The 26,432-nt window shown below is 68.7% G+C and carries 28 protein-coding genes; 14 read left to right on the top strand and 14 right to left on the bottom strand.

Features of this window, described 5'->3' with window-relative positions:
• Positions 1 to 57 precede the first annotated feature (57 nt).
• On the top strand, positions 58 to 375 hold the full coding sequence (locus H0B43_RS23500; RefSeq protein ID WP_185725750.1) for a helix-turn-helix transcriptional regulator: 318 nt from the start codon (positions 58 to 60) through the stop codon (positions 373 to 375).
• Positions 376 to 380: 5 nt separating this feature from the next.
• On the opposite strand, the gene H0B43_RS23495 is transcribed toward H0B43_RS23500, so the two are convergent.
• On the bottom strand, positions 381 to 854 hold the full coding sequence (locus tag H0B43_RS23495) for a hypothetical protein (RefSeq protein WP_185725751.1): 474 nt from the start codon (positions 852 to 854) through the stop codon (positions 381 to 383).
• Positions 855 to 916: 62 nt separating this feature from the next.
• On the bottom strand, positions 917 to 1,732 hold the full coding sequence (locus H0B43_RS23490; protein WP_185725752.1) for a DUF72 domain-containing protein: 816 nt from the start codon (positions 1,730 to 1,732) through the stop codon (positions 917 to 919).
• An 83-nt stretch (positions 1,733 to 1,815) separates the two neighbouring features.
• Here H0B43_RS23490 and H0B43_RS23485 point away from each other — a divergent pair, with 83 nt between their 5' ends.
• The 3 genes from H0B43_RS23485 to H0B43_RS23475 all read left to right on the top strand — a co-directional run bounded on the left by H0B43_RS23485 (position 1,816) and on the right by H0B43_RS23475 (position 4,685).
• Complete coding sequence (locus H0B43_RS23485; protein ID WP_185725753.1) at positions 1,816 to 2,136, top strand: GYD domain-containing protein; 321 nt, start codon at positions 1,816 to 1,818, stop codon at positions 2,134 to 2,136.
• Positions 2,137 to 2,306: 170 nt separating this feature from the next.
• Positions 2,307 to 3,161 carry an LLM class F420-dependent oxidoreductase gene (locus H0B43_RS23480; protein ID WP_185725754.1) on the top strand — a complete coding sequence of 285 codons (855 nt, stop codon included), beginning with the start codon at positions 2,307 to 2,309 and terminating at the stop codon, positions 3,159 to 3,161.
• Between the two features lie 117 nt (positions 3,162 to 3,278).
• Entirely contained in the window at positions 3,279 to 4,685 is a 1,407-nt protein-coding gene (locus H0B43_RS23475) for an AarF/ABC1/UbiB kinase family protein (RefSeq protein WP_185725755.1), read from the top strand.
• 8 nt (positions 4,686 to 4,693) lie between these two features.
• Here the strand turns inward: H0B43_RS23475 and H0B43_RS23470 are convergent, their stop codons facing one another.
• The 7 genes from H0B43_RS23470 to H0B43_RS23440 form a co-directional block, all read right to left on the bottom strand.
• Positions 4,694 to 6,262, bottom strand: a complete 1,569-nt coding sequence (locus tag H0B43_RS23470) for a TerD family protein (RefSeq protein ID WP_185725756.1) — start codon at positions 6,260 to 6,262, stop codon at positions 4,694 to 4,696.
• 8 nt (positions 6,263 to 6,270) lie between these two features.
• Positions 6,271 to 7,515 carry a TerD family protein gene (locus H0B43_RS23465; protein WP_185725757.1) on the bottom strand — a complete coding sequence of 415 codons (1,245 nt, stop codon included), beginning with the start codon at positions 7,513 to 7,515 and terminating at the stop codon, positions 6,271 to 6,273.
• A 62-nt stretch (positions 7,516 to 7,577) separates the two neighbouring features.
• Positions 7,578 to 8,456, bottom strand: a complete 879-nt coding sequence (locus H0B43_RS23460) for an HAD family hydrolase (RefSeq protein WP_185725758.1) — start codon at positions 8,454 to 8,456, stop codon at positions 7,578 to 7,580.
• On the bottom strand, positions 8,453 to 9,562 hold the full coding sequence (locus tag H0B43_RS23455; RefSeq protein ID WP_185725759.1) for a cysteine protease StiP family protein: 1,110 nt from the start codon (positions 9,560 to 9,562) through the stop codon (positions 8,453 to 8,455). The genes H0B43_RS23460 and H0B43_RS23455 overlap by 4 nt, the downstream gene beginning before the upstream one ends.
• Positions 9,559 to 10,848, bottom strand: coding sequence for a phosphoribosyltransferase family protein (locus H0B43_RS23450; protein ID WP_185725760.1), 1,290 nt, complete (start codon positions 10,846 to 10,848; stop codon positions 9,559 to 9,561). Before H0B43_RS23450 ends, H0B43_RS23455 begins: the two co-directional genes overlap by 4 nt.
• Entirely contained in the window at positions 10,845 to 12,053 is a 1,209-nt protein-coding gene (locus H0B43_RS23445; protein ID WP_185725761.1) for an HpcH/HpaI aldolase/citrate lyase family protein, read from the bottom strand. Before H0B43_RS23445 ends, H0B43_RS23450 begins: the two co-directional genes overlap by 4 nt.
• Before the next feature lie 12 nt (positions 12,054 to 12,065).
• Entirely contained in the window at positions 12,066 to 13,187 is a 1,122-nt protein-coding gene (locus tag H0B43_RS23440) for a hypothetical protein (RefSeq protein ID WP_185729821.1), read from the bottom strand.
• Between the two features lie 258 nt (positions 13,188 to 13,445).
• Between H0B43_RS23440 and H0B43_RS23435 the strand changes: the two genes are divergently transcribed.
• From H0B43_RS23435 to H0B43_RS23410, 6 genes are all read left to right on the top strand, one after another.
• Positions 13,446 to 14,021 carry a TerD family protein gene (locus tag H0B43_RS23435; RefSeq protein WP_087555181.1) on the top strand — a complete coding sequence of 192 codons (576 nt, stop codon included), beginning with the start codon at positions 13,446 to 13,448 and terminating at the stop codon, positions 14,019 to 14,021.
• 116 nt (positions 14,022 to 14,137) lie between these two features.
• Positions 14,138 to 15,277: a DUF475 domain-containing protein gene (locus H0B43_RS23430; protein ID WP_185729822.1), complete on the top strand. Its 1,140-nt coding sequence runs from the start codon at positions 14,138 to 14,140 to the stop codon at positions 15,275 to 15,277.
• A gap of 80 nt (positions 15,278 to 15,357) precedes the next feature.
• On the top strand, positions 15,358 to 15,981 hold the full coding sequence (locus tag H0B43_RS23425; protein ID WP_185725762.1) for an AIM24 family protein: 624 nt from the start codon (positions 15,358 to 15,360) through the stop codon (positions 15,979 to 15,981).
• Positions 15,982 to 15,986: 5 nt separating this feature from the next.
• Positions 15,987 to 16,685, top strand: a complete 699-nt coding sequence (locus H0B43_RS23420) for an AIM24 family protein (protein ID WP_185725763.1) — start codon at positions 15,987 to 15,989, stop codon at positions 16,683 to 16,685.
• Positions 16,682 to 17,437 carry an AIM24 family protein gene (locus H0B43_RS23415; protein WP_011595185.1) on the top strand — a complete coding sequence of 252 codons (756 nt, stop codon included), beginning with the start codon at positions 16,682 to 16,684 and terminating at the stop codon, positions 17,435 to 17,437. The genes H0B43_RS23420 and H0B43_RS23415 overlap by 4 nt, the downstream gene beginning before the upstream one ends.
• Before the next feature lie 110 nt (positions 17,438 to 17,547).
• On the top strand, positions 17,548 to 17,763 hold the full coding sequence (locus tag H0B43_RS23410; RefSeq protein ID WP_185725764.1) for a hypothetical protein: 216 nt from the start codon (positions 17,548 to 17,550) through the stop codon (positions 17,761 to 17,763).
• A gap of 85 nt (positions 17,764 to 17,848) precedes the next feature.
• Here the strand turns inward: H0B43_RS23410 and H0B43_RS23405 are convergent, their stop codons facing one another.
• Together H0B43_RS23405 and H0B43_RS23400 are read right to left on the bottom strand one after the other, a co-directional pair.
• Positions 17,849 to 18,331 (bottom strand): hypothetical protein, encoded by a 483-nt coding sequence (locus H0B43_RS23405; RefSeq protein WP_185725765.1) that lies wholly within the window; start codon positions 18,329 to 18,331, stop codon positions 17,849 to 17,851.
• Between the two features lie 52 nt (positions 18,332 to 18,383).
• Entirely contained in the window at positions 18,384 to 18,833 is a 450-nt protein-coding gene (locus H0B43_RS23400; RefSeq protein WP_185725766.1) for a PPOX class F420-dependent oxidoreductase, read from the bottom strand.
• Positions 18,834 to 19,058: 225 nt separating this feature from the next.
• Between H0B43_RS23400 and H0B43_RS42890 the strand changes: the two genes are divergently transcribed.
• Positions 19,059 to 20,399, top strand: a complete 1,341-nt coding sequence (locus H0B43_RS42890) for a TrkA family potassium uptake protein (protein WP_185725767.1) — start codon at positions 19,059 to 19,061, stop codon at positions 20,397 to 20,399.
• Positions 20,400 to 20,403: 4 nt separating this feature from the next.
• Here H0B43_RS42890 and H0B43_RS23390 read toward each other — a convergent pair whose 3' ends face one another.
• From H0B43_RS23390 to H0B43_RS23380, 3 genes are read right to left on the bottom strand one after another with little or no spacing between them, the layout of a single operon-like run.
• Positions 20,404 to 20,808, bottom strand: a complete 405-nt coding sequence (locus H0B43_RS23390; RefSeq protein ID WP_185725768.1) for a RidA family protein — start codon at positions 20,806 to 20,808, stop codon at positions 20,404 to 20,406.
• Positions 20,809 to 20,853: 45 nt separating this feature from the next.
• Positions 20,854 to 21,603 (bottom strand): IclR family transcriptional regulator, encoded by a 750-nt coding sequence (locus H0B43_RS23385; RefSeq protein WP_185725769.1) that lies wholly within the window; start codon positions 21,601 to 21,603, stop codon positions 20,854 to 20,856.
• A 4-nt stretch (positions 21,604 to 21,607) separates the two neighbouring features.
• Complete coding sequence (locus H0B43_RS23380; RefSeq protein ID WP_185725770.1) at positions 21,608 to 22,612, bottom strand: sugar kinase; 1,005 nt, start codon at positions 22,610 to 22,612, stop codon at positions 21,608 to 21,610.
• A 221-nt stretch (positions 22,613 to 22,833) separates the two neighbouring features.
• On the opposite strand from H0B43_RS23380, the gene H0B43_RS23375 reads away from it, so the two are divergent.
• From H0B43_RS23375 to H0B43_RS23365, 3 genes are read left to right on the top strand one after another with little or no spacing between them, the layout of a single operon-like run.
• Positions 22,834 to 24,156 (top strand): amino acid deaminase, encoded by a 1,323-nt coding sequence (locus tag H0B43_RS23375; protein WP_185725771.1) that lies wholly within the window; start codon positions 22,834 to 22,836, stop codon positions 24,154 to 24,156.
• A 23-nt stretch (positions 24,157 to 24,179) separates the two neighbouring features.
• Positions 24,180 to 25,799 carry an amidohydrolase family protein gene (locus H0B43_RS23370; RefSeq protein WP_185725772.1) on the top strand — a complete coding sequence of 540 codons (1,620 nt, stop codon included), beginning with the start codon at positions 24,180 to 24,182 and terminating at the stop codon, positions 25,797 to 25,799.
• Positions 25,796 to 26,425 (top strand): bifunctional 4-hydroxy-2-oxoglutarate aldolase/2-dehydro-3-deoxy-phosphogluconate aldolase, encoded by a 630-nt coding sequence (locus H0B43_RS23365; protein WP_185725773.1) that lies wholly within the window; start codon positions 25,796 to 25,798, stop codon positions 26,423 to 26,425. The genes H0B43_RS23370 and H0B43_RS23365 overlap by 4 nt, the downstream gene beginning before the upstream one ends.
• Positions 26,426 to 26,432: the final 7 nt, after the last annotated feature.

Here is a 26,432-nt window from a genome sequence, read left to right as displayed (position 1 = left end):
TATACCGATAGGAGCACACATATCGGAAAATCGCGATATGACGGTACGATGGGTCGGGTGAGTGAACTTCCGGACGCGACCGACCTGGCCCTGGTCTTCAAAGCGCTGTCGAATCCGACCCGCGTGCGGATCCTGCAGTGGCTGAAGGACCCGGACAGCTTTCCCCCGCAACTCGAACCCGCCGAAGAGGTGGGTGTGTGCCTGAAGCACATTCAGGCGAGAGCCGAGGTGTCGCAGTCGACGGCCTCGCAGTACATGGCCGCCCTACAGGGCGCCGGCCTGGTCACGAGTCGTCGGATCGGACAGTGGACCCACTATCGCCGCGACGAGGAGCAGATCGCCCGGCTGGCCGAGCACATCCGCACGGAACTCTGAACGGATCAGGGCATCTCGACGGTCTCGGCGCGCGCGATCTCGTCGAGTGCCCGGCGGACGTAGCCGTCGGCGGTGACCTCCGCCGCGCTCACGAGATCGGCGATCACCAAAATCGCGGCCTCGACGGCACGCTCGGGCCTGCGCGGGTTCTCCTCGACCTCCGACACACCGAGCGCGCCGGTCAGCACCGTGACCAGCGAGTCGACGTCGACGGCCGGAAACCACAGGGCCGACGCCCGCACGCATCGGGTGAGCACGTCCTGCACGTCCTCGCCCGTCAGACCGTCCGGGTGCAGCGTCTCGAGGAGTTCGCGGATCACCCCCGCCAGCACCGCGCCGACCTGCTCCGCCGGCAGGGCCGCCAGGTTCTCCGTCGCCTCGGTCAGTGCCGGCGCATCCGCCGCACGGGCCGCGACGAGGGCAGCGTCGAGGGCGTCGGCGATGTCACGCGCGACAGCAGGCCAGTGAGTGGGCCACATCCGGGCAATCCCCTTCTCGTATGGGTCGAACCGGAGACCACTGTCCCACGGAGCACCGACAGTCAGCCCAGCCGCTCGATCAACCGCAGCGCGTCGAACGGGGCGTACCCCTTCATGTCGTTGTCGAAGAAGGCGAAGCAGTCGAGCCCCTGCCCGAGCCGACGTTCGATCGTGCGCGCCCACTCGTCGAGGGCCTCGTCGGTGTAACCGCTGGCATACAACTCCTTGTCGCCGTGCAGTCGCAGATAAACGAAATCGCTCGTCGCCGCGTCCACGTACGGGTACCGGCCTGCGGTGTCCGCGAGGACGAACGCCACGTCGTGCGCGCGGAGCAATTCCCTCGCCTCGTCCGTGTCGAAGCTGGGGTGACGAACCTCGAGCGCATGACGCACCGGCCGATCGGCGTCCGTGTCGGTCCATGCCCTGTCGTCGCTGAGTTTGTCATCGTGCCGCGACGCGAGCGCCGCGGCCTCGGTGGTGGTGCGCGGCAACTGGTCGAAGAATGTTGCGAGACTCGTCGAATCGAACGCGAGCGTCGGGGGCAGTTGCCACAGCAGCGGTCCGAGTTTGGGACCCAGCGCGAGCACCCCGGACGCGAAGAAATTGGCGAGTGCCGTCTCCGCGCCGACCAGCCTCTTCATGTGGGTGATGTAGCGCCCGCCCTTGACGGCGAACACGAAATTCTCCGGGGTCTCGTCACGCCACTTCGCGTAGCTCGTGGGGCGTTGCAACGAGTAGAACGAACCGTTGATCTCGATCGACGTCAATCGTCCCGCGGCGTAGGCCAACTCCTTGCGATGCGCCAGACCGTCCGGGTAGAAGTCACCCCGCCACCCCGGATACGTCCAGCCGGAGATGCCGACTCGGGCCTGCCCCATCCTCCGACCCTAGCGCCGGAACCTATTGCATGTGGCCCGTCCCGGGAGAACCATGAGAGGACACCACAATCGAGGAGGCACCGATGCCGAGATACCTCTGGCAGGTCACGTACTCACCCGACGGCGCGAAAGGGCTGCTCGCAGAAGGTGGCACCGCACGACGCGACGCGATCACACAGATGGTCGAAAGTGTCGGTGGCACAGTCGAATCCTGCTACTTCGCACTGGGTGGCCGGGATCTGTTCGTGATCGGCGACGTGCCCGACGACGTCGCGGCCGCCGCACTCGGCATCCGCACCTCGGCCTCCGGCGCGGCGAGGTCCGAATCGGTGGCGCTGCTGACCCCGGAGCAGGTCGACGACGCAGTCCGCCGGGACGCCGAGTACCGGGCGCCCGGCAGCTGACCGATCGTCCTCGCCCGCGGTAGCCGATATCGTTCTGCAGGATGACGTGCGACGGCGGAATCGGCCGATGGCGTCGAGCCATGTCTGCTGGTCGGACTCACGCAGCGCCCCTGGCTCCATCAGATCTGAGATACCGGAATGAATGACCACAAGGGAAGGTTGCACGCCACATGACGGAGACCAAGAAAGAAACCCCGCAGCTCGGACGTTTCGGCGTCTGGCGTCACGCCGGCGGATTGGCACCCGAAGTGGGTGCGGCGATCGAATCGGCAGGTTACGGCGCGATCTGGATCGGCGGCTCCCCGCCGGCCGACCTCGAGGTCGCCGAACGGCTGCTCGACGCGACATCGACGATCACCGTCGCGACCGGCATCGTCAACATCTGGACCGCACCCGCCGAGGAGATCGCGACATCGTTCCACCGGCTCGAGGACCGCCATCCGGGGCGCTTCCTCCTCGGCATCGGCGTCGGCCATCCCGAGCAGCCCGGACTGAACTACAGCAAGCCGTACGCCGCGCTCGTCGAGTACCTCGACGTCCTCGACGCTGCCGGCGTCCCGGCCGGCCGACGGGTTCTCGCGGCGCTCGGACCGAAGGTTCTCGAACTCTCCGCGGCCCGTGCCGCCGGCGCCCACCCGTACCTGACCACTCCGCAGCACACGAAGGAAGCCCGTGAGCTCCTCGGGCAGGGGCCGGTGCTCGCACCGGAACAGAAGGTCGTGCTGGACACCGACGCGGAGCGGGCACGCCCGATCGGACGTGCGGCTGTCGAGAATCCGTACCTGCATCTCCGCAATTACGTCAACAACCTGAAGCGGCTCGGGTACACCGACGAGCAGATCGAGAACGGCGGCAGCGACGAACTGATCGACGCGCTCGCGGCCCACGGCGACGCGCAGTACGTCGCAGGGCGCCTCCGGGAACATCTGGACGCGGGCGCCGATCACGTCGCCATCCAGGTGCTCCCCGCCGGCGACGATCCGGTGCCGGCCCTGCGGGAACTCGCAGGCGCGCTGGGACTCTGAGCTCCGCTAACGAAATGGTGTGATGACCGGTACCGCATACTGAAAGGGGTTCGCCGAGACGGTCGGGGTATGGTCCCCTTCTGAACGGCAGGCAGGACTGAACGCAAGGTAGGAACTGTGCAAGAGCCAACGGCACGTCCGGTCGGCCCGTACGCTTCGGGGCCGCCACCTGCAGCCCTGACCGTGCATACCGCTTCCCTCGATCATTTCCGCGCCGCCGAACTGTGGCGGGCACTGGTCATCGGCGTGGTCGTCGTCGCCTACACACTGTTCGCGCTGGTCACCTGGCCGGTCCGACGTCGTGGCCGCACCCTTGCGGACGCGGCGTCGGAGGGCCTGGTCAACGGTTTCGAGGTGCTGGGCCCGACGTTCGTCAAGGTCGGGCAGCTGATGGCGTCGTCCTCCGGCGTGTTCCCCGCCCCGCTGGCCAACGCCTGCCTGCGATGTCTCGACGACGTTCCACCGGTGCCCGCACGCGACGCCCGCCGGGTGATCGAGGCTGATTTGGGGCATCCCGTCGACACGCTGTTCGCGTCGTTCGACGACGTCCCCCTCGCCGCCGCATCCGTCGCGCAGGTGCACGGATGCGTACTCCCCGACGGCAGGGAAGCCGTCATCAAGGTTCAACGCCCCGACATCTTCCGTCGCATGGTGGTGGACCTGCGCACCGCGTATTGGGGTGCGCGCATCCTCGAGAAACTGTTCGAGTTCTTCCGTATCGCCAACGCGACCGCCATCATCCGCGACCTCCACGCGGCCACGATGACCGAACTCAACAGCGCGGTGGAGGCCGACCGGCAGGCCCGGTTCAGGACGAACATCGGGGCGTTCGGCGACAACAAGGGCGTCACCACACCCGAGGTGTACTGGGACTACTGCGGTCCGCACGTCATCTGCATGGAACGCATGTACGGCCTGCCCCTCGACCGGTTCCCCGATCTCGTCCACATGGACACCCGCATGCTGATCCGGCGCGGCGTCAAGGTGTGGATCGAGTCCGTCATCCTCCACGGCCCGTTCCACGGCGACGTGCACGCCGGCAACCTGTGGGTCCTCGACGACGGCCGCATCGCGATGCTCGATTTCGGCATCGTCGGTGAGCTGCCCGAGTCGTGGCGGCAGATCCTGCGCGACATGTTCTACGCGACCCTCATCGACGGTGACTTCTCCCGCATGGCCCGCGGCATCCGCAGCCTCGGCTACGCGCAGGACAACGACGCCACCGACGACGAGATCGGACTCCAGGTGGCGGCAGCGCTCGCGCCCATCCTGGGCCGGGACCTCGGCGAACTGCGGCTCAGCGAACTCATCATGGCGCTGATCGGCATCGGCAAGAGGTGGGGCGTCGCCAGCCCCGAGGAGCTCGTCCTGTTCGGCAAGCAACTCGGCTACTTCGAGCGGTACGCCACCGAACTCGCACCCGGCTGGGTGATCGGGCACGACCTGTTCCTGTTCCGCAACGTCTTCCCCGACGCCGTCGCCACGAAGGCCCGCGAACTGGGCGTCGAACTGCCCGACGAGTGACGGGAGACTCACTGCCCGGTCAGAGAATCCAGCACCGAGGCGCGGTGCAGGGGGTGGTCGGGTAGCCGGTCGGGGGTGAGGATCCAGTCGTTGCCCGTCCACGGGTCGGAGACGGTGAGGATGCCCGATGCCGGAATCTGCTGGGCGATGCGTTCGAGCACCGCGACTCCCGGATCCGAAGCGGCTCCGGCGCTGTCGCCGACGATGATCAGCGACGTTCCGACCGCGGGACCGTGATCGGCGAGGTGCACGATGCGTGCGGCGTCTTCGGCGCCGTAACCGTGGGGGAAGTCGCCCAGAATCACCAGCCGCGGCTCGGGAATGCTGTCTCGGATTCCGCTGCGGGCCGCCATTTCTGCGAGGTCGACGCTCTCGGACAGCGCGGTGAGTCGGGCGGTGACGTCGGAGGCCGACGTCACGACGGGCGAATCCAGCACGGCGCCGAGGGGTTCGGTGAGCGTGCGCAGGGAGCCGCTGAGGTCGATGACGGCCAACCGCGGTGCCATTCCCGGCGAGGCCACCAGCGTGCGTACCGCCAGCGCCGCGACCACCGGTGCGGCCTCCGCCGGGTCGCCGACGACCCACAGCGGACGACCGGGCGGGTAGTGGACGCAGAACGGCACCCGCAGCTCACCGAGATCGGGGGCGGACAACTCACCGAGCCGCAGTCCGTCCGCCGCTGCACTACTCGGAACCGGGTTCGTCCAGGCAGCGGATTCGAAGGTGGCCAGCGACCGCGGCAGCAGGGGGTCGATGGCGCGCAGTTCGTCGGCCAGTTGTGTGGTCTCACCGTCGAATTTGCGCTGCGCCTCGGCGACAAGGGCATCGCTGCGCTCCTGCGCGGCGGCCTGCGCCTCCACGACCGCCGGACTGTTGCGTGTGGACGGGTCGGCCACCGACGCGGACAGTTCGTCGTCGAGCCTCGCCTGCGCGTACTCGCGCGAGGACCGGAACGACGCCGCAGACCGGGCCGCGTCCTCGAGGATCATCCACGCTCGCTCGAACGAGTGTGCCGGATCGAGCGGGATGCCTGCGGGCCCGGGCACCGCCGGAATCTGCTCGACCCCAGCGGGTGCCGGCTCGTCCACCTCGACGCCGTGCCGGGTGATCAGTTCGGCGAGGCCGCCGTCGTATCCCTGCCCGACGGCGCGCACCTTCCATTCGGTGCCGCGGCGGTAGATCTCGAGGCAGATCGCGGCCGCCTCGGAACCGACCAGGGGAACGTCGAAAACGACCAGGGGATAGCCGTTTTCATCGGTGAGAGTGACGGAAAGGCCCTGCCGGCAAAGCGTGGCCGGACCACCCGGGGACGCCGAATCCACGCTGACCACGCACAGCACGGCAGCCGCGGCGGGGTCCACTCCGTCCAGTCGCAGCCCGATCGTGCCGTCCGGGTCGAGTTCCACCCCGGCGGCGCGCGGCTGGTTGTAGAACACGAAATGGTCGGACGACAGCGTGCGGGGATCGCCGTCCACGATCAGTGCGGAGACGTCGATCGGCGTCGCATCGACCGCGCGGAAACGCAGTACACGCGACGGCAGCGGGGTGTTCTGCCCCGCGACGAGGTGGACCGTCACCGCCGCTCCTAGACGCCGAGGAAGCGGCCGAGTTGAGGCGCGGCCTCACCGGCGTGCTTGGCCTGGATGCCCTCACCGATGGCCTGCAGCTTCCATTCGCCGCCCACCCGGTACACCTTCGCCATCACCATTCCCGTGAACGGCATCCCGCCCTGCAGGGTGAACCGGGCGAGTTCCGCGTTCGACGTGGTGTCCACCAGGCGGCAGAAGGCGTTTTTCACCTGCTCGAACGTGTGCCCGCGGTACGACGTCACGATGAACACGATGGTCGACACGTGCGGCGGAATGCGCGTGAGATCCACGAGGATCACCTCGTCGTCGCCCGCGCCCTCACCGGTGAGGTTGTCGCCCTGGTGCCGGATCGACCCGTCCTTCGACGTCAGCTGCCCGTAGTAGGCGACGTCGACCATGTTGTCGTCCGCGAACAGAACCGCCGACGCGTCGAGGTCGACGTTCGCGGAACGGTTTCCGAACATGCCGCGCTTCTCGATCGGATCCCAGCCGAGTCCCATCTGGATGTACGTCAGCGCGACGCCACCGTCCTTACGGAGCGTGACCTTCTGGCCCTTGGTGAGGCTGACCGGGCGCGACTTGGTGAGACTGACCTCGGCCGGAGCAGCCGGAGCGGCGGGGGCGGGCGACGCGGTGGGCGGGACCGGTGCGGCCGGCGGCGAGTAGGCCGGTGCCGGTGCGGGCGGCTGCTGGACGGGGGCTGGGGCGGGGGTGGGCGCGGGGGCGGGTGCGGGTGCGTCGTCGACGGACACACCGTGATCGGTGACGAGCGCGGCGAATCCGCCGGCGTAACCCTGCCCGACGGCCCGGACCTTCCACGCACCCTGGCGTCGGTACAGCTCGAGCGCGATGACGATCGACTCGGAGTTCAGACCCTCGATCTTGTACTCGTACAGGAAGTTTCCGGATCCGTCGGCGACCCGTGCCGTGGGCGGTGCGAAGCGGCCGAAGTTGCTGGCGGCGTCGTCGAGGGTGATGACCGCGCGCACCTGGGCGATGTCGGCGGGCACCGCGCCGAGCGAGACCTTCAGCGACGCCGCCTGGCCGGTCGCTCCGGGGACGAGTTGCACCCCGGGACCGGTCGGCTGGTTGAAGAAGACGAAGTCGGCGTCCGAGCGGACCTTCCCCGAGTCGGTGACGAGCAACGCGGACAGGTCGGCGGCGGCCGTCAGTTCGAGGGAGACGATGACGTCGTCGACGCTCAGCGGGCCGTTCTGACCCTTGGCTAGCGGAATGGACACTGCGGTGATTCCTTCACTGTGGGAGCGTCGGGTTTGTCCCGTTTGGTCTGTTTGCCTACAACCTACAAAAGAGCGCCGGCCGCCGTCGTCCCCGCACCCCGCGCGACGCGGTCCGCGAACCAGCGCAGGATCTCCTCACCGGCGGCGATCCCGCTGCTTCCGGTGACCGACAGCGTCGGATGCTGCCAGTCGAGCGTTTCCAGTTCGCCGTGCCGGGGACGGATGGCGGCGTCGGCGGCACTGAGCATGTTGGCGTCGAGGGCCCCGTCCCCCGCCGCCAGCACTGCCGCTTCCGGCTCGAGCACGCCGTCTTCGACGAGCCGCGAACGGACCTCCGCGACGGCTCGGCTCTTGCACACCGCGTCGGGCATCGTGTAGATCTTGCGTCCCTGCCGGGACGCTCCCCATCCGCGGTCGACGCACCAGTCGTTCCACTCCTCGACGAAGCCCGCCGGCATCGCGTCGAGATCCACGACCAGGTAGGAGAACAGGTCGTCGGCCACCCGGGACGAGCGAACCCAGCTCTCGTCGACGCGGCGACTCAGCTCGGCGCCGACCTCCACCAGGGACGCTCCGCCGTCGGCCATCGCGATGTCGACGCCCGACCGCCACGCTTTGTCGGGTACACCGTCGACGAGGATGTTCCCGCCGTTGGTGGTGATCGCATACCGCCACGGCGCCCCCGGCAGGTCGATGCGCTGGAACTGCGCGACGGTGCGCGTGGTGGTGGGCACGACGACGGCCGCCGCGGTGAGCTCCCGCAGCATGGCCTCCGCCGCCGACGTGACGTAGGACAGCGGTTTGCCGTCGTACACCTCGACGCACAGCAGGTCCTCGTCGCCGGGCCGCCCGGCCACGTCGCTCTCGGCGACGGCGAGTTCCATGGCCCCGCGCGAGTAGATCATGGTCCGGTCGAGGTCGGTCGCGATCAACGCGGTCATCTCACATCCTTGATCAGGCCCATGCACGAATACGCCAGGCCGGGAACCTCTTCGACGGGAACCGAACGCGCGGCGGCGAGCAGCCGGATGTGCGCGTGCTCGGGGGCGTCCAGGTCGCGGACGAGCACCCGCCACGGCACCCGCCGCAGCAACACGCGGGTGGTCTCGCCGACGCCCGGTTTCACGAAGTTCACGCTCCGGATGCCGTACTGCTCCCGGACCGCTTCGACGGACGTCCAGCCCTCCCACGTCGGGGTCCGGTCCGACCGCTGCAGGACCTCGACGTCGCCGGGAACGTACCCGCGCACGTCGTCGAAGGAGGCACCGACGGAGTCGAGGAGGTGATTCGACACGTCCTCGCCCGCCAGGTGCGCGTAGAACTTGGCGCCGTGGAAGTCGCCGGGCCCGATCAGCGTGTCGTTGAGGACCGTCCGCGACACCAGACCCGACACGGTCGAGTTCAGGCACGCGGACGCAATCAGGAAGTCGTCGCGGGTACCGAACGTGCGGACGCAGTGCCCGGGATCCGCGAGGACCGCGAGGTCGCCGTCGAATTCCGCTCCACCGGCCGCGCGGTAGTCGGCCAGCGCCTGCGACAGCTCGCGGGCGATGGCGCCCTTGCCCGTCCAGCCGTCGACGAAGACCACGTTCGCCGGGTCGTGACGCCGCGCAAGGTAGTCGAGCGCGACCGCGTCGATCCCCCGGTCCCGGACGATCGACACGGCGTAGTGCGGCAGCGTCAGCCCGTGGACCTCGCGCGCCCAGCGGCGCATGAGCACACCCACCGGCGTCCCCGCCCGGGCCAGAGAGACGAGGGTGACGTCGCGGCCCCGCTCGGCCAGTACGAGGTCGGTGACCGTTCCGACCGCACGCGCCAACCGAATGGCACTGTCCTGCAGCACCTTCTCGAACAGCTCGCGGTACTCCGCGTCGGGCTGGTACTCGACGGGCAGAGTCTCCGCATAGTGGGCGTCGCCCGACTGGATGCGGCGCTCCCGCTCGGCGACATCGGCTTCGAGGTCGACGTGCGACAGGTCCTTGAGCAGCCATGCCACCTCGTCGGCGGCGTACGAACCGAACGCCGGGCCGGTCAGTGGCGCCGTCACGACGTCGCTCCCACCCGGGCGGCCCGCAGCGCCCGCGGGTCGGCTCCGGACACCACGCCGAGGACCACGTCCGTTCCCGACGCCGTGAGGACGTCGAGGAGACCACCGGATGCGGTGAGCCGGTCGGTGTCGGCGGGCGAATCGATCACCGCGACCACGACCGCGTCCTCGTCCTCGTCCGGCCACTGCGCGTTGTACAAGAAACGCGGCTGGTCCTCCCCGGCCTCGGGAGCCGTGAAACGGAATCCGCGGCGCAGCGGGTACCCCGGCTCGTCGAGGACGTACGCGGGTGAACGCGTCGTCGTCTGGAATCGCACCCGGAAGCCGGCCGCGGACAGCGCGTCCGAGATGCGCAGCGGCAGATACATCAGCTCTTCGTGCCCGACGACGATCACCGGGCGCTGCGGGTCGAGTCGATCGCCGAGCGCCGCGGCCGCAGACGCGACGGCCACGTCGAAGTGCTCGGCATCCTCCCGCAGGAATCCGTGCCGCCCACCCTCCGGAACCGCTGCGGGCCAGACCATGTCGACGCGCTCGACGGTCCCGTTCCGCTCGCCGACCGGGTTGAGAACCGGGTCCGGTAGGGCGGCGACGCGATCGATCAGCCCGTCCGGAAGCTCGGTGCGCCCCGACGCCACGCTCACGCTGTCGATCTGCACACCCAATTCGGTCGCGGCGGCGTCGACGGCGTCGCGGTGGGACTGCTCACGCATGTCGACGAGGGACGCCACGACGTACCGGCTGCGGGGGTTCTGCCGGTGCAGCGCGCGGATCGCGTCGACCGCGGTGGCACCGGTGGAGATCTCGTCGTCCACGAGGACGAGAGGGCGATCGCCCGTGAACAACTCGACGGACGTCGGCTGCAGCTGATGACTGGTCGCGTGCGAGTGACCCTCCTCGAACCCGGCGGACGTCTCGATCTCGGGGACGTCCCGGCGCGTCGAGTGCAGGTAACACCGGGCGCGCAACCGGGTTGCGACACAATGACCCAGACCCGTTGCGGTCTCCGCGAATCCGAGCACGACGGGATCTGCGTCCGGTCCGAGTACCCCGGCGACCAGTTCACCGAGACGGTCGCCGGCCGCGATCACGGCACCCGGGTCGGCGGGCACGTGCTTGCCGAGGACCGTCGAGACGAGCAGATGCGCGCGCCGCGGGTTGCGCCGCAGTCCGGGCTCGACGAGTTCGGGGACGGTCACCCCCGAGCCCGAATCCACGTGGGCGAGCGTCAACCCGAGATGTTCCGTGGCCCACGGCACCGCGCGCACGGCGATGGGTGAGCTCATCGGACGGCCAGTGCGGTCAGTAGATCCACGAACGTGATTCCCTCGTTTGTCACGCCGAACACCTTCGCCCGGACGAGCGTCTTCTCGGCCCAGCTGCGGTGCGGGCGCATTTCGTTCATCTTGTTGCGGTACCCCGACGCCTGGACGCCGCCGGCACTCTCCGCGCCGAGAATGTCGACGGCGTCGTGGTATTCCTCGTGCGTGACCGCGGACAGGGCATGTACCGCCGCGACGTGGGTCGGGTGGATGACCGTCTTGCCCTGGATGCCGTTGGCGCGGTCGAGGGCGATCTCCCGGAGCAGACCGTCCAGATCCCGGCTGACCAGCTGCTGACGGAAACGCACCTCGTTGTGCTCCTCGAACGGCGTGGCGCGCAGGGTGGGCCGGAACATCCGCTCGTGATCGGCGAAGTACTCCCACACCGGACCGGTGATGACGTGCCCCGCATCGTCGGCGCGCCCCAGGAAGTTGACGATGCCGGCGATCGCGTCCGCCACCACCCGCACGTCGTAGATCGTCAGGTCGCGGTCGCGGCGGATGCCGAACGTGGCACACATGTCGGTGGCGCCGATGCGCACGGCGAGGATCCGCTCGCGGTGTTCGACGAGCAGTGCGCCGATCTTCGCGAGTTCGTCGTCCCGGGTCTCCCGGTGCACCAGCATCGGCGACTCGAGCACGGGCATCGCGTACAGGTGCTTGCCGAGTCGTTCCGACGCCGCAGCCAACTCGTCGAGGAACTCGCGTCCCGTCGCACTGCCGAACTTCGGAATCACGAACCCGGACAACACGTCGACGCCGGTGGTCAGCAGGTCGGCGATCCGCCGGAGATCCTCGGCCGCCCGCACCCGCACGAACAGCTGCATCCGCGCGCCGCCGTCGACCGCGAGCCGGTCCAGCGCGTCGACGGCGTTGAGCAGCGCCGGTTCCACCTGGTCATCAGCCACCGCGTCTTCGAGGTCCAGGACCATCGAACACACACCGTCACCGGACCGGCGAAGGATCGTCTCCGCGAGGTCCGGCCTCGTCGCCGGCACGTACAGCGTCGCGCCCAGCGCGACGGCCAGCACCGCACGATCCTCGTCCGGCCCGAGCGCCTGCGGCGCGTGCAGGAACAGCCGCCCGTGCGTCTCGGGATCGAGATGGTGAAAGTGCCGCACCTGCCGCACACGCGGCACCGCCGTCGACAGATCTTCGCTAATGCTCATCGTCCCCCCGTGTCATCGCTGCCCTGTGTGTCCTCTCATCTTCTGAACCACCTCGGCAATGAACACCGATACGGCATCGAGCTGGGTGACGTATGCCCAGTAGTCCGGATGCCTGCCGGTCAGTGTCCCTGCAATTCGGTCGATCCGCTCGAGCTGAGCGTCGAGCACCGACCCCCATTCCCGCACGAGCCCGCGATTGACAGCCAACATCTGGGCGTCGCGGAGGCGAAATCTGATCTCGTCTTCCTTCGCCCGCGGGTTTTCCCGGACCTCCCGCAGCAACAACAGGCGATCGGTGACGCCGTCCACGCTCGCCTCGGCGTCGACCAGGTGGGTCCGCGCCGCGGCGGTCAGGTCGAGCGCACCCTCCGGGTTTCCCCCGGTCAGCGCGTTTCGAGCCTGCGCGAGATCGGTTTCCGCCTGCTCGATGTGCCTGCGGCTCTCGCGGTCGTTGTGAACGAGGTCGGCCGAACTGGCCGCGTTGAACTCGCGCAGCAGCGCCGAATACGCGGGCGCGAGCCGTTCGGCCCGCGTCTGCACCGCGGCGATCCTCGTCGTCACCGACGACACCGCGTGCGCTGCGTCCCGCTCCTTGGACGGCGCGGCGGCCAGCGCCTTCTCGAGCGCCGCCGACTCCTCCCGAACCCGCGCCGCCGCGTCCCGGATCGGGTTGGCTCCCCGCGCGCCCTGCAGCGCCACGACCGCGGCGTCGAGTGCCGCATCCCGCTCCCGCATCGACGGGTACCCCGCGTACGCGGCGCCCTCGGTCTGCGCGCGCTGCTGCGCGGCCGCGGCGACCTGAAGGGCCTGCTGGGCGAGTTGCGGAACGGCCGCCAGCATCGCGGTCGACTCCTCGAGATGCCCGCGGTGTGTGCGATAGAACTCGTCGAGCGTCTGCGTCGCGCCCACCAGCTGCCGCGTCACCTGCTCGAAGGCTGCGGTCGCCGCCGGCGAGGGGTCGTCGCCGAACTGGTCTTCGGCCGCCAGATACGACGTCGCGGCCTGGTAGCAGCCGTCGCGCACCGGCTCCCACGCCCGCCGGATTCCGCGTTCGGGGGAGAGCTGCCCGGACGCGTCCACGGCCGCGGCGGCAATGCTCTGCCGGTTGTCCATGTCGAGAAACGCTGCGACCATCGTGTCGTGGGCGCGACGAGCCGAGTCGTCGTTCCGGGCTCTCCCTCGGAAGCGTCCCGCCCATCCGCTCGTCACGTTCTGAATCGTACTGGTCGGGGCGACAACACCGGCGGGTCCGGAATCGCCTGTGCACAAACCTGTGGACAGTGCGCGGGATGGGACAAGTCGGACAAATTCACTATCGTGGTGTTGCACGACGAACCCGGAGCTTCGACAGCAGTCGAGGGTCCACCCACCTCCTCTCGAAAGGACCCCTGAATGGGCGTCAGCTTGACCAAGGGCGGCAATGTTTCTCTCACGAAGGAGGCGCCGAACCTGACCGCGGTGGCGGTCGGACTCGGATGGGATGCCCGCTCGACCACCGGCACCGACTTCGACCTCGACGCCAGCGCCATCGGTGCGGGTGCCGACAAGAAGGTCGTGTCGGATCAGCACTTCGTGTTCTTCAACAACCTGCGGTCCCCGGACGGCTCGATCGAGCACATCGGTGACAACACCACCGGTGAGGGCGAGGGCGACGACGAGGTGATCAACGTCAACCTGGCCGCGGTCCCCGCGAACATCGAGAGCATCCTGTTCCCCGTCTCCATCTACGATGCGGAGACGCGGTCGCAGTCGTTCGGTCAGGTGCGCAACGCCTACATCCGCGTCGTCGACCAGGCCAACGGCAACGAGCTCGCCCGCTACGACCTGTCCGAGGACGCGTCGACCGAGACCGCTATGGTTTTCGGCGAGCTGTACCGCCACGGCGCGGAGTGGAAGTTCCGTGCAATCGGGCAGGGCTACGCGTCCGGGCTGGCCGGTATCGCCCGCGATTACGGCGTCAACGTCTGACAGTCGTTCCGATCTCCAGCCGGGGGAGGGTGTCATGGCCCTGCCGTGAACCCTTCCCCGGTGCTCGTCCCCTGCAGTAGCCACCCTGCATGCCCACTAGAGAAAGGCCACGCTTCGTGGTTCTGCGCATATTCGGTCTCTCCTTCGCGGTCACGATCGTCTCGTTGATCGTCGCCGCGATCTACGGCGGCCCCCAGGCCGTCCTCCTCGTGCTGATCCTCTCGATCCTCGAGATCTCGCTGTCCTTCGACAACGCCGTCATCAACGCCACCGTCCTGCGCCGCATGAGCGACTTCTGGCAGAAGATCTTCCTCACCGTCGGCATCGTCATCGCGGTGTTCGGCATGCGACTGGTCTTCCCCCTCGTCATCGTGTGGCTCGCCTCCGGGCTCGGCCCCGTCGCCGCCCTCGACCTGGCCCTCAACCCGCCCGCCGACGGCGCCGCCTACTTCCCCGACGGCAGCGCCAGCTACGAAACCCTGCTCACCGACGCGCACCCGCAGATCGCGGCGTTCGGCGGCATGTTCCTGCTCATGCTGTTCCTCGGCTTCATCCTCGAAGAGCGCGAGATCACCTGGCTGTCCTGGCTGGAGAAGCCCCTCGCCCGCGCCGGCAAACTCGACCAGCTGGCCGTCGTCATCGCCGGTGTCCTGCTGCTGATCACCGCCGCCTACATCGCCCCCGAGGACACCGTCTCCACGGTGATGATCGCCGGCGTCCTCGGCATGGTCACCTACATCGCCGTCAACGGCCTCGGTGAACTGTTCAACACCCCCGAGGAAGGCGAGGACGGCGAGATCGTCGAAGGGTCCGGCGGCCCGACCGCCCTGGCCAAGGCCACCGGCAAGGCCGGGTTCTTCCTGTTCCTCTACCTCGAGGTCCTCGACGCGTCGTTCTCCTTCGACGGTGTCATCGGTGCCTTCGCGATCACGTCCGACCCGATCATCATCGCCCTCGGCCTCGGCTTCGTCGGCGCGATGTTCGTCCGGTCCATCACCGTGTTCCTGGTCCGCAAGGGCACCCTCTCGGACTACGTCTACCTCGAGCACGGCGCCCACTGGGCCATCGGCGCACTGGCCGTGATCCTGCTGGTGTCCATCGGCTACCACGTCAACGAGAACGTCACCGGACTCGTCGGCGTCGCCCTCATCGGTGCCGCGTTCATCTCCAGCATCGTCCGCAACCGCAAGGCGGCCGCGGCGGCCGGCACCCTGGACGACGACGTGGACGAGAAGAAGTCGGTGCCCGTCGGCTAGGTTCTGCCTGTACTCACATCCAGCGGCAGTGCTCGTGACTCGGTCACGGGCACTGCCGCTCGACACTGGAAAGGGCACCCATGGGGCGGCTGCTCGAGAAGTCGAAGAAAGTGGTGGAGGCGCAGCTCGCCGGAACCACCATCCGCGCGATACAGGGTTCGATGATCGCCTACGAAGGCAATGTCAGTTTCAAATCGGCGGGTTTCGGTGGCGGTGACGGGGTGCTCGCCGGAATGAAGCGGCGCGCCACGGGCGAGGCGCTGTCGCTGATGGAATGCTCCGGGAACGGCGTCGTCTACCTTGCGGTGGGCGGCCAGTACATCTCCGTCGTCGACCTCGCGAACGAAACCCTGCAGGTGGAGTCGCAGCAGCTTCTCGCGTTGAGCGGCAACCTGAACACCAACGTCACGTTCACCGGACTGCGCGGCGGGGTCGGCGGGCAGGGTCTGTTCACCACGACCGTCTCCGGTCAGGGCCAGGTGGCCCTGCTGTCCGCCGGCGGTCCGCTCGTCCACCTGGAGGTGTCGCCGCAGTACCCGCTCGTGGTCGATCCCGACGCGTTCGTGTCGGCCCGGGGGCAGGTGACACAGTCGTTCGTGACGGATGTGTCGTGGCGCAACGCCGTGGGTCAGGGCAACGGTGAGGCCTTCTCGCTGCGGTGGGACGGTCACGGCGTCGTCTCCATTCAACCGGCAGAGCGGTGAACACCATGGTCTTCTCGAAGGTGAATTCGAAGGTCGTCAAGGTCGACGTCGGCGCGGCGGGAGGTGTGGTGGCCCGCACCGGCGCGATGCTGTTCTACACCGGGCAGGTCCAGTTCTCGCCGCATCAGGTGCCGGGCTCGCAGTCCATGGCCGGCATGGGTGGCTTCACCCGGATGGCCGGACGCATGATGCAGGGCGAACACGAACGTACGATGCTCGCTCAGGGGCAGGGTGTGGTGCACTACGGCCACGCCGGACTCGAGGTGCACGTCGTCGACATGTCGCAGGGCGGCGCCCTGTGCGTCGAGGCGTCCCGGCTGCTCGCGCACAATGCGGGCCTGCAGAGTTCGGTGGTCTCCGTGACCAGTCAGGGCGGCGGCGGGGGGCGCGGCATGCTCGGCGCCCTGCGCGGCGCGGCCGCGGGCGCACTCTCCGGGACCGGGATGTTCACGACGCAACTGTCGGGGTACGGGTCGGCGGTCCTGCTCGCGCACGGCGGTTTCATCGAACTGCCTGTGGGCGGACCGAATCCGGTGTTCGTCGACCCCGACGCGTTCGTCGGCACGTACGGAAGCGTTCAGGTGGAACTGAAGTCGGCCGTCGGCTGGCGCGAGGCCATGGGCCGCGGCGTCGGGGAAGCCATGCAACTGCAGTGCACGGGTCAGGGCATCGTCTACGTTCAGGCTTCGGAGGAGAAACTGTGACCGCCATCCACAACCCGTCGACACTCGGCGCCAGCGACAACATTCCCGACAACAGCTACGCATTCTGCATCGACCTCACCGCGCCGTGGTTCATTCGCAAGGGTGCGATGATCGCGTACTACGGCCAGATGCAGTTCCAGGCCCTGACCCACGGATTGCACGGCGCCGCACTGCACATGGTGGCCAACCAGTTCTCGGCGCCGCTGTACATGGGTGACTATGCGGTGGCCGAAGGGTTCGGGAAGCTGATCATCGGCGACCGCGGCTACGACATCAACTCCTACGACCTCGACGACGGCAACCTCACCATCCGGGCGTCGAATCTCCTTGCGTTCGAACCGGGTCTGGCCCTGAACCAGTCGATCGTGCCCGGATTCCTGACGCTCATCGGAACCGGCAAGTTCCTGGCATCCTCCAACGGTCCGGTGATGTTCGCCGAACCTCCGTTGCGCATCGACCCCGAGGCGCTCGTCGGCTGGGCCGACTGTCCGTCCCCGAGCCACCACTACGACCAGGGGTGGATCAGCAACTTCCTCGCCGCCGGCGCCCACATGATGGGAATCAACTCCGGGGAGGAACGGCAGTTCGACTTCACCGGCGCCGGAACGGTTCTGATCCAGTCGAGTGAGAAGGTGCTCAGCGACACGCATGTCGTGCGCAGTATCGAGGGCCAGATCCACGGCATCACCCCGAGCGGTCTGCAACGACTCAACGGCGTGATCGCGGCCAAGCTGGCGGAGCAGCCACGCTGACCTTCAGGAGATTGCCAGGCTGAGCGGAGAGTCGTGGCAGGGACGGGGAGCAGTCTGATCTGTGTCAGGAAGTTCTGACACAGCATCCGATACGTTCCAGGAGGAACCGCATGAAGTCCGTCGTGACCAAGGCCGTCGCAACCGGTGGTATCGCCCTCGCAGCTCTCGGCATCGGGGCAGGCGTCGCCAGCGCCGACCCCGTGAACCACAACCCCGCCCCCGCTCAGCAGCAGCAGGCCCCGCAGCCCCAGCACGACCAGCAGCAGGCTCCCGCACCGAGTCCGCACGGATTCTGGTTCTTCGGCACCTGGGTTCCCCTGCCCTGATCTGCGTTCCCTCGCAGGACGGCGGTGCCCTTCGACGCTCCCACGGCGCCGAAGGGCACCTTCGTATCTCTACCGTGTGGCCCGTCTACCGTGTGGGCCGCAGACTCGGGTTCGGACCGAGAGTGATCGTGCGGGTTCGCGGGAGGAGACCGATCTCCTTCCACCCGACGGTCAGCGTGATCGTTCCCGACTCCGGATAGTCGCTGATCCAGTAGTGCGGCGCGGAATGATATTCGGACGCGCCCTCGGCGTCCGGCACCGACGGCGAATGGGGGTGGCGCGGATCGGCGACGCCCTCCACGTCGTCGACGCGAACGTTCACCGCGAGATACGACCATCGCGCCGACGGATCGTCGGGATCGTCGAGCGGACGCGTCTCGTGGCGTGCCAGGTCGGCGGATCTGCCCCTCGCGGTCAGCTCGATGTGCAGCAGCATGCCCGTGGGGTGGGCGACGACCTCCGACAGGCGCAGACTCAGATCACGGCTCGTCACGAGCTCGACCGGCCCGTGTACCGTGACTCCCTCCGTGGCGGGCGGTGGTGCCGCCGGCCACCGCCTCTTGCGCATGCCTCAATCGTCCCACCGGCCACGACCGGCTGCCACAGCTACGTTTGCCGGCTCAGGGCAGCTGGGCCATGCCGTATACGTTCGTCGCCCGGACCCGGAGCACCTGCCGGCGCTCGGCCACCATCGCCCGGCGGAAATCTTCCCAGTCGTCGTGCTCCTTTCCGGCCGCCTGCCGGAACACCCCGACGAGTTCGTCCGCCGCCGCATCGTGCGGATCCGCCGCGACGGCACTCAGCTCCGCGTCACCCTCGACGACGGCATAGCTCCAGAAGTCGGTCGCGCTGACGTGCAGCGACACCCGCGGGTCCCGGGCGGCGTTCCGGGTCTTGGCCCGGTCCGCCGTCACCGACACCCTCGCCGTCTGCGTGTCGGGATCCCAGGCGTAGATCACGTTGGACAATTGCGGACGCCCGTCGCGTTTGATCGTCGCCAGGACCGCACGGTTGTGGGCGGCGACGAGATCGAGAAGTGGGCGCCGGTCGTCATTCGCATCGAGGCTCATGATTCACCCAACCACGGACCCCGAAGCGGTGTTCCCGCCCGGGGTCGGGGCGTCCTGGTCGCGATCCGGGGCGCTCCTACCGACGAGTAGGGCGCCATTATCGGAAAACATTGGCCGATAACGTGTTCCAGGACAACTCCGGCTACCGACCGGTACAGATTCTCGTGTGGGATCTGCCGTTCTTCTCGGGTACGCTCTCGTGATCCCGAGCCGGAAGGACCACACGTGAACGACTCATATCTCGTCATCGGCGAAACGACCGTGGCCCGAAGGGTCTGTGCATCCCTCCGCGAAAGGGACTTTCAGGTACGTCACCTTGTCGCTCCCGACGACGACGAGCTTCGAGTCGCCATGGCGGACGAACCCCGCGCGATGGCGGTCCTGGTGCGGGACGACGTCGTCGCGCTGCGGTACGCACTGGCGGCCGCGCACATCTCGGCGTCGGTTCCGTTGATGGTGACGATCTTCGACCGCACGGTCGCAGATCAACTCGCGCACCTGCTGCCGCAGTGCGAGGTGACGTCGCCCGCCGACCTCGCCGCGCCCACGCTCGCGGGGCCCTGCCTGGATCCGGACCTCGTCGCGGCCCGGCACGCGGGCGACCGGATGCTGACGGTCCGCATGATCGACGGCCACCCGGAGGGCGCGCACGTCGACCTGCCCCGGCGGAACTGGTGGCGGATGGCGGCAACCGGCGCGACCGGTCTGCTGCGGTCCCACGACATCGGCACCCGCATCCTGCTCGGCGGGCTCGCGGGTCTGCTCGCCGTCCTGTTCGCCGACTGGATGTGGCTGATCCTCGGCCAGCACGTGGCACCGCTCGACGCGTTCAACGAAGCGGTGCGGGTGGTGACCACCGTCGGTCCCGGAGCCGAGACCCACGGCAGTCCCGCCTACGCGGTGTTCGCCTCCGTCGCGATGCTCTTCACCGTCGTGTTCACGGCGATGTTCACCGCCGGCATCATCGAGCGCCTCCTCGGCCCCCGCCTGGTCGGTCTGGTGGGCAGCCGCGTCCTGCCCCGCTCGGGGCACGTCATCGTCGTGGGTCTCGGCCAGGTCGGGCTCCGGCTCTGCCGGGAACTGCAGGCTCTCGGCGTCGCGGTGGTGGGCGTCGAACGCGATCCGCACGCCAAGAACCTGCGGCTCGTGCGGTCGATGAACATCCCCACCGTGGTGGGCCACGGCGGCGACCGCGGACTCCTCGAACGACTGGGTGTCGGCCGCGCCCTCGCGCTGGCCGCCGTCGGTTCCGACGACCTGGACAACATCGCGGTGTCGGTGGCGGCGCAGGCCGTCTCGCCCGGACTGCGGCTGGTCCTGCGGGCCGGGGAGCAGGAGGCGATCGCGGAGACGAGGTCGCTGCTGCGGCTCGGGATCATCCGTGACGTCACCAGCCTCAGCGCCACGTACATGGTGGCCAAACTGATCGGCCTGCAACCGCAGGGCGTCGTGGCGGACGGCAGCCACCTCTACCTGGAGGTGCCGGCGGCAGACGGCTCCGAGCCCGACTTCACCGAGCTGCCCGTGTCACCGCGGATGAGCTGCCGGCACCTCGTCACCGCGTAGCGGCCTAGCCGGTCACGGCCAGCGCGTCGATCTCGACGAGCATGACCTCGTGCGGGAGGTCGACGAACACCGTGGTCCGGCACGGCAACTGCCCGCTCGGCACGTTCTCCGCGATGAATTCTCCGTACACGTCGTTCATCGCGGAGAAGTCGTCGCGGGTGGTGAGGTAGACGCGGAACATCAGCACGTCCTCGACGCTCGCGCCCCCGGCTTCGAGGATGGCCTTGATGTTCGCGAGGGTGCGGCGGGTCTGCTCACGGACGTCGCCTTCGGCGATGTACTCGTTGGTGACGGGGTCCATCGGTCCCTGCCCCGACACCTGGAGCATGTTGCCCTTCTTGATGCCCTGACTGAACGTGTGTGCGGGGGCGGGGGCGCCTTCGGTGCGGATGACGGTGGTGTCGGACATGTCGATTCTCCTGTGTGTGATTACTTTTCGAGCGGACGGGGGTTGTCAGGGCTGGGCGCGGTAACCGCAGTCGCGGGAGATCCGCGCTCCCACGGCCTGGAGGGGTTCGAGTAGATCGAGGACGCGTTCGTAGCTGAGCACGACGTCGGGCACCGAGACGGAGACTGCGGCGACGACGCGACCGGACGCGCTGCGAATGGGAACGCCGATGCAGTTGACGGACGGCTCGTTCTCCTCCTGGTCGTGCGCCCAGCCCTGCTCCCGGACCATGCGGATCTCGTCGAGGTAGCGTTCGGGAGTCGTGATCGTGTTGGCCGTGCGGGAGGAGAAGTCCATCGAGTCGACGATCGGCCGCAGCTCGGAATCCGGCAGGTCGGCAAGGATCACCTTGGCGACCGCCGTCGAATTGAGGTTGGCGCGCAGACCGATTCGTGAGTACATCCTGATCTGATCGTGCGATTCGAGTTTGTCGATGTACACCACGTCACCGCCTTCCATCGCGGCGAGGTGCGTGGTGCGCCCGTACTCGCGGTTGAACGCGACGAGGTGTGGTGACGCGATGCGCCGCACCTCCCGCTGATCGGTGGCCTGCGCGGCGAGTTCGAAGATGCGGGAACCGAGGTGGTACTGGTTGCTGTTGTCGCGGAACGTGAACCGCTCGTCGGACAGCGTCCGGAGCAGCCGGAGCACGGTGGTCTTGTGGACACCGGTGGATTCGGCCAGCTGGTCGAGGTTGGCGGGGCCGTTGCCCAGCTGCACCAGCAGATGCAGGGCACGGGAGACACTCTGACTCATCCGTTCACTCCACTTTCCCGAGAGAGAAGCCGTCGGCGGTGACGACTGTTGCGGCCCAGTTCGATTCGGAACATCCGAGCAGGGCGTCGAGCAACTCGGCGGGCGGCGGCGGCGCCGAGTCCGCCGCCACCGTCAGGGTGGCCGCGGCGCCGATGTGCCCGCGGCGCAGACAGCGGGACTGGTCGTCGCCGCGCACGATTCCGCTGAGATACCCGGCAGCGAATGCGTCACCCGCGCCGACGGGTTCGACGACGTCGACGCGGAGCGCGGGGACCGCGACACTCCGGCCACTCCGGTCGACGGCCAGCGCGCGATGCGCTCCGTCCTTGACCACGACGGTGGCCGGCGCCGGCAGGAGAAGCCGCAACTCGTGCGGATCCGCGGTGCCGAGCACGCGCTGGGCCTCGTCCGCGCCGACGAGCACCAGGTCGGCGAGGTTCGCCAGTTCCACGACCATCCGCGGGTCGCCGTCCGGCCACAGTTGCTCACGCCAGTTGACGTCGAAACTGACGACACCGGGGATGCCCGGCCGGTCGCGGAGCAGTCGCCGCATGAGCGCGAGGCACGAATCGGACAGGGCCGGTGTGATTCCGCTGCAGTGCACCACGCGGGCCCGGCCGAACAGTTCCGCGACCGCCGGTGTGTCGAGGAATCCGGGATCCATGGCGGACGCCGCCGAACCCGCCCGGGAATAGCGGCTGTCGGTCCGCGGCTCGCCGTGCTCGTCGAGGGCGGTGGTCTTCGAGTAGTGCGCGGTGGGCCTGCCGGGATCGACCTCGACGGCGCGGACGTCGACTCCCCGGGCCTGCAGTTCGGTGCGGATGAGGGCGCCGAACTCGTCGTCGCCGAGCCTGCCGACCCAGGCGGCCGGGACACCCAGCGCGGCGAGCCCGGCGGCGACGTTCGCCTCGGCGCCGGCCAGGTGGAGCGTCGAATTCGGGGCCACGAGGACCATCGCCTCACCGAGGCACGCGACACCGGACTCGGAGGTGGGGGTCGATTCCTGCACTTGTTACCTCTACGACTGCTCGGACCGGCACGGGACGGCGTTTCGAGGGCCCGCGCCCCGGCGATGCATGACACACCGGACCGTTGACGATGACCCAGGCCAATGCTAGACATAGGTGACGCAAAAACGCAATCAACGTTGCATATAGCGCAACGTAGCACTTCAAATGCCCTTAATCTGACGAGGGCAAGTCCCGCAGAACCCGAACGACAGGATCGACGATGACCATCAGCGGACCGGACACACTCGATTCCCGCGCCCTGGCGGAGCTCGACGAGTTGCGCTTGTCCGACGTGGACAAGGCCCTCCCCTCCGCCGCCAACGGCCGGACCAAGTCCGAGTTCCTCGCGACGCAGCCGAGACTGTCCGCCTTCAGCACTCCGGTGATGGTTCTCGACGAGACGGCCATCGCCGGCAATCTCGACACCATGGCGGCGTGGTGCGCCGCGCACGGCGTCGACCTCGCTCCGCACGGCAAGACGACGATGTCTCCGGTGCTGTGGGACCGGCAGATCCGCAGCGGCGCGTGGGGTATCACGCTGGCGAACTTCGGCCAGCTCCGGGTGGCAGTGCGATTCGGCGCTCGACGGGTGCAGATCGCGAATTCGCTTGTCGACCCGACCGCGTTGCGGTGGCTGGCCGAGCAGATGGAGACGAACCCGGACCTCGAGGTCCTGATGTGGGCCGACTCCCCGCAGACGGTCGACGCGATGACCGCGGCCCTCGCGGACGTCACGGTGGTCCGGCCGCTGCCCGTGCTCGTCGAACTCGGCGGCGAGGGCGGACGCACCGGCGCCCGATCCGTGGCCGAGGCCGTCGCGGTGGCCGACCGGATCGCGGAGAGTCCCGCACTACGGTTGGCCGGCGTCTGCGGGTACGAGGGCGCGCTCGCGCACGACGCGTCCGAGGAGTCCCTCACCCGGGTCCGAACCTACCTCCGGTCGATGGCAGAACTGCATCGGCGGCTGGCGACCGAGGGCCGGTACCCGGAAGGGCAGGACGTCTACGTGACCGCCGGCGGCAGCGCCTACTTCGACGTGGTCGCCGAGGTTCTCGCCGAACTGGCCGGTGGCAGAACCAAAGTGGTGGTCCGCGCCGGCGCCTACATCATTCACGACGACGGCTTCTACACCGGGATCTCACCGTTCGGCCGCGGCGCCGACGCCCAGGCGCGCCGGCTCACGTCGGCGATGCACACGTGGGCCCGGGTGGTGTCCCGCCCCGAGCCGGGTCTCGCCCTGCTCGACGCCGGCAAGCGCGACGTCCCGTTCGACGAGGGCCTGCCCACCGCGCAGGTCGTCGCCGACCAACTCGGGTCGACGCCGCGTCCCCTCGTCGGCACCGAAGTGACCGCCGTCAACGACCAGCACGCGTTCCTGCGGCTCGATCCCGCACGGCCCGAACACGATCTGCGTGTCGGGGACGTCGTCCGCCTCGGCCTGTCGCACCCGTGCACCGCGTTCGACAAGTGGCGGTGGATACCCGTCATCGGTGACGACTCCGACGACCCCGTCGTCGTCGACCTGATCCGTACCTTCTTCTGATCCCCCGCCGAGGACTTCCAACCATGACCACTCTGATCCGCTCCGCCACCGTCGTCGACGGCTCGGAGTCGCCACGGTACCGCGCCGATGTGCTCGTCGACGGAGACCGGATCGCCGACATCCGGCCCGAGGCAGACCACTCAGGCACCGAACGTCCGACCGCGGACCGCGTGATCGACGCCGAGGGCCTGGTACTCGCGCCCGGTTTCATCGACATGCACGCCCATTCCGATCTGCAGATCCTGATCGACCCCGAGCATCCGTCGCGGATCACCCAGGGCGTCACCACCGAGGTCCTCGGCCAGGACGGACTGTCCTACGCGCCCGTCACCGACGACGTGCTCGCGGTGGTCCGGCGCAAGATCGCGGGCTGGAACACCGACCCCGAGGACTTCGACTTCTCCTGGCGGAGCGTCGGCGACTACCTCGACCGGCTCGATCGGGGCATCGCCACCAACGTCGCGTATCTCGTCCCGCACGGGGTGGTCCGGGCGCTGGTGGTCGGCTGGGACGACCGGCCGGCGACGCCGTCGGAGATCGCGGAGATGCAGCGGATCGTGGCGCAGTCCATGGCGGAGGGTGCGGTCGGGTTGTCCGCCGGGCTGACCTATACGCCGGGGATGTACGCGGACAACGAGGAACTGCTGGCACTGTGCCAGACCGTCGCGCAGTACGGCGGCTATTTCTCCCCGCACCACCGGTCCTACGGCGCAGGCGCGATGGAGGCCTACGCCGAGATGATCGACCTGACGTCGCGGGCCGGGTGCGCACTGCATCTCGCTCACGCCACGCTGAACTTCGGACCCAACAAGGGCCGCGCTCCCGAACTGCTGGCCCTGCTCGACGAGGCCGAATCCGCGGGTGCCGATATCAGTCTCGACACCTACCCCTACCTTCCCGGCGCCACCACGCTGTCGGCGATCCTGCCCAGCTGGGCGTCGGCGGGCAGCATGGAACAGACACTCGACCGGCTCCGGGATCCGGTTGCCCTCGAACGCATCCGGGAGCACCTCGAGGTCACCGGATCCGACGGTTGCCACGGGGTCATCGCCGAGTGGCACACCCTCGAGATCAGCGGTGTCCAGAACGCGGAACTCGACGGCTACGTCGGAAAGACCGTCGCGGACATAGCCGCCGCCGAGAACCGCGACCCCTTCGAGGTGTGCATCGACATCCTGATCCGCGACCAGCTGGGCAGCGGCATCCTGCAGCACGTCGGGCACGAGGAGAACGTGCGCGCGATCATGCAGCACCCCCGGCACACCGGCGGCAGCGACGGACTGCTCGTCGGCGGAAAGCCGCACCCACGCGCATGGGGAACGTTCGCACGGTACCTCGGGCACTACAGCCGCGACCTCGGCCTGATGTCGCTCGAGGAGTGCGTCGGTCACCTCAGCGGCCGGGCCGCCACCCGGTTGCGACTCGTCGACCGCGGATTCGTCCGCCGCGGATACGCCGCCGACCTCGTGCTGTTCGATCCGGACACGGTCGCCGACACCGCGACGTACGAGCAGCCGCGCCAGGCGGCGGCCGGGATCTCCCACGTCTTCGTCCGTGGCTGCCTGGCCCTCGAGGACGGCCGCCTCACCGGCGCCACCGCCGGAAGATCGTTGCGCCGCGAAGAAGGAGGAGCAGTCCGATGACCGAGATCGACATTCTGCGTGCCGACCGGGTCCTGACGGTGGTACGCGCGGAGACCATCCCCGACGCCGCCGACCTGTGCCACGCACTCGCCGAGGGCGGAATCCGGACGGTCGAGCTGACGTTCACCACGCCGGACGTGCTCCACCACCTCGGCCGCGCCGCCGACGCCGCAGCCGCGGCAGGCAGCATCCTCGGCGTCGGCACCGTGATGACCGGCGATCAGGCCGCCGCCGCGATCGACGCAGGCGCCCGGTTCCTCGTCACCCCCGGCATCCGTCCCGACGTCGCGAAAGTCGCGACAGGACGGTCGATTCCCGTCTTCCTCGGCGCGTTCACCCCCACCGAGGTGGCCATGGCCGTCGATCTCGGCTCGGCCGCGGTCAAGATCTTCCCCGCCAAGCGGCTCGGCCCCGACTACCTGTCCGACCTGCACGGCCCGTATCCCGGCGTCGAACTCCTGCCGTCGGGCGGCATCAACGGTTCCAATGCCCGCCAGTTCCTCGACGCCGGCGCCCTGGCCGTGTGCGCGGGCACCAGCGTCGTTCCACCGGCCAGTGTCGCCGCGGGCAACTGGACCGACATCACCGACCGCGCACGCGCGTTCGTCACCGCGCTCTCGGCCTGAGCACCCC

This window comes from Rhodococcus sp. 4CII (assembly GCF_014256275.1).
GTDB classification, from domain to species: Bacteria; Actinomycetota; Actinomycetes; order Mycobacteriales; family Mycobacteriaceae; genus Rhodococcus_F; species Rhodococcus_F wratislaviensis_A.
The sequence above is the reverse complement of the archived record's forward strand: the minus strand, read 5'-3'. Positions and strand labels throughout refer to the sequence as shown.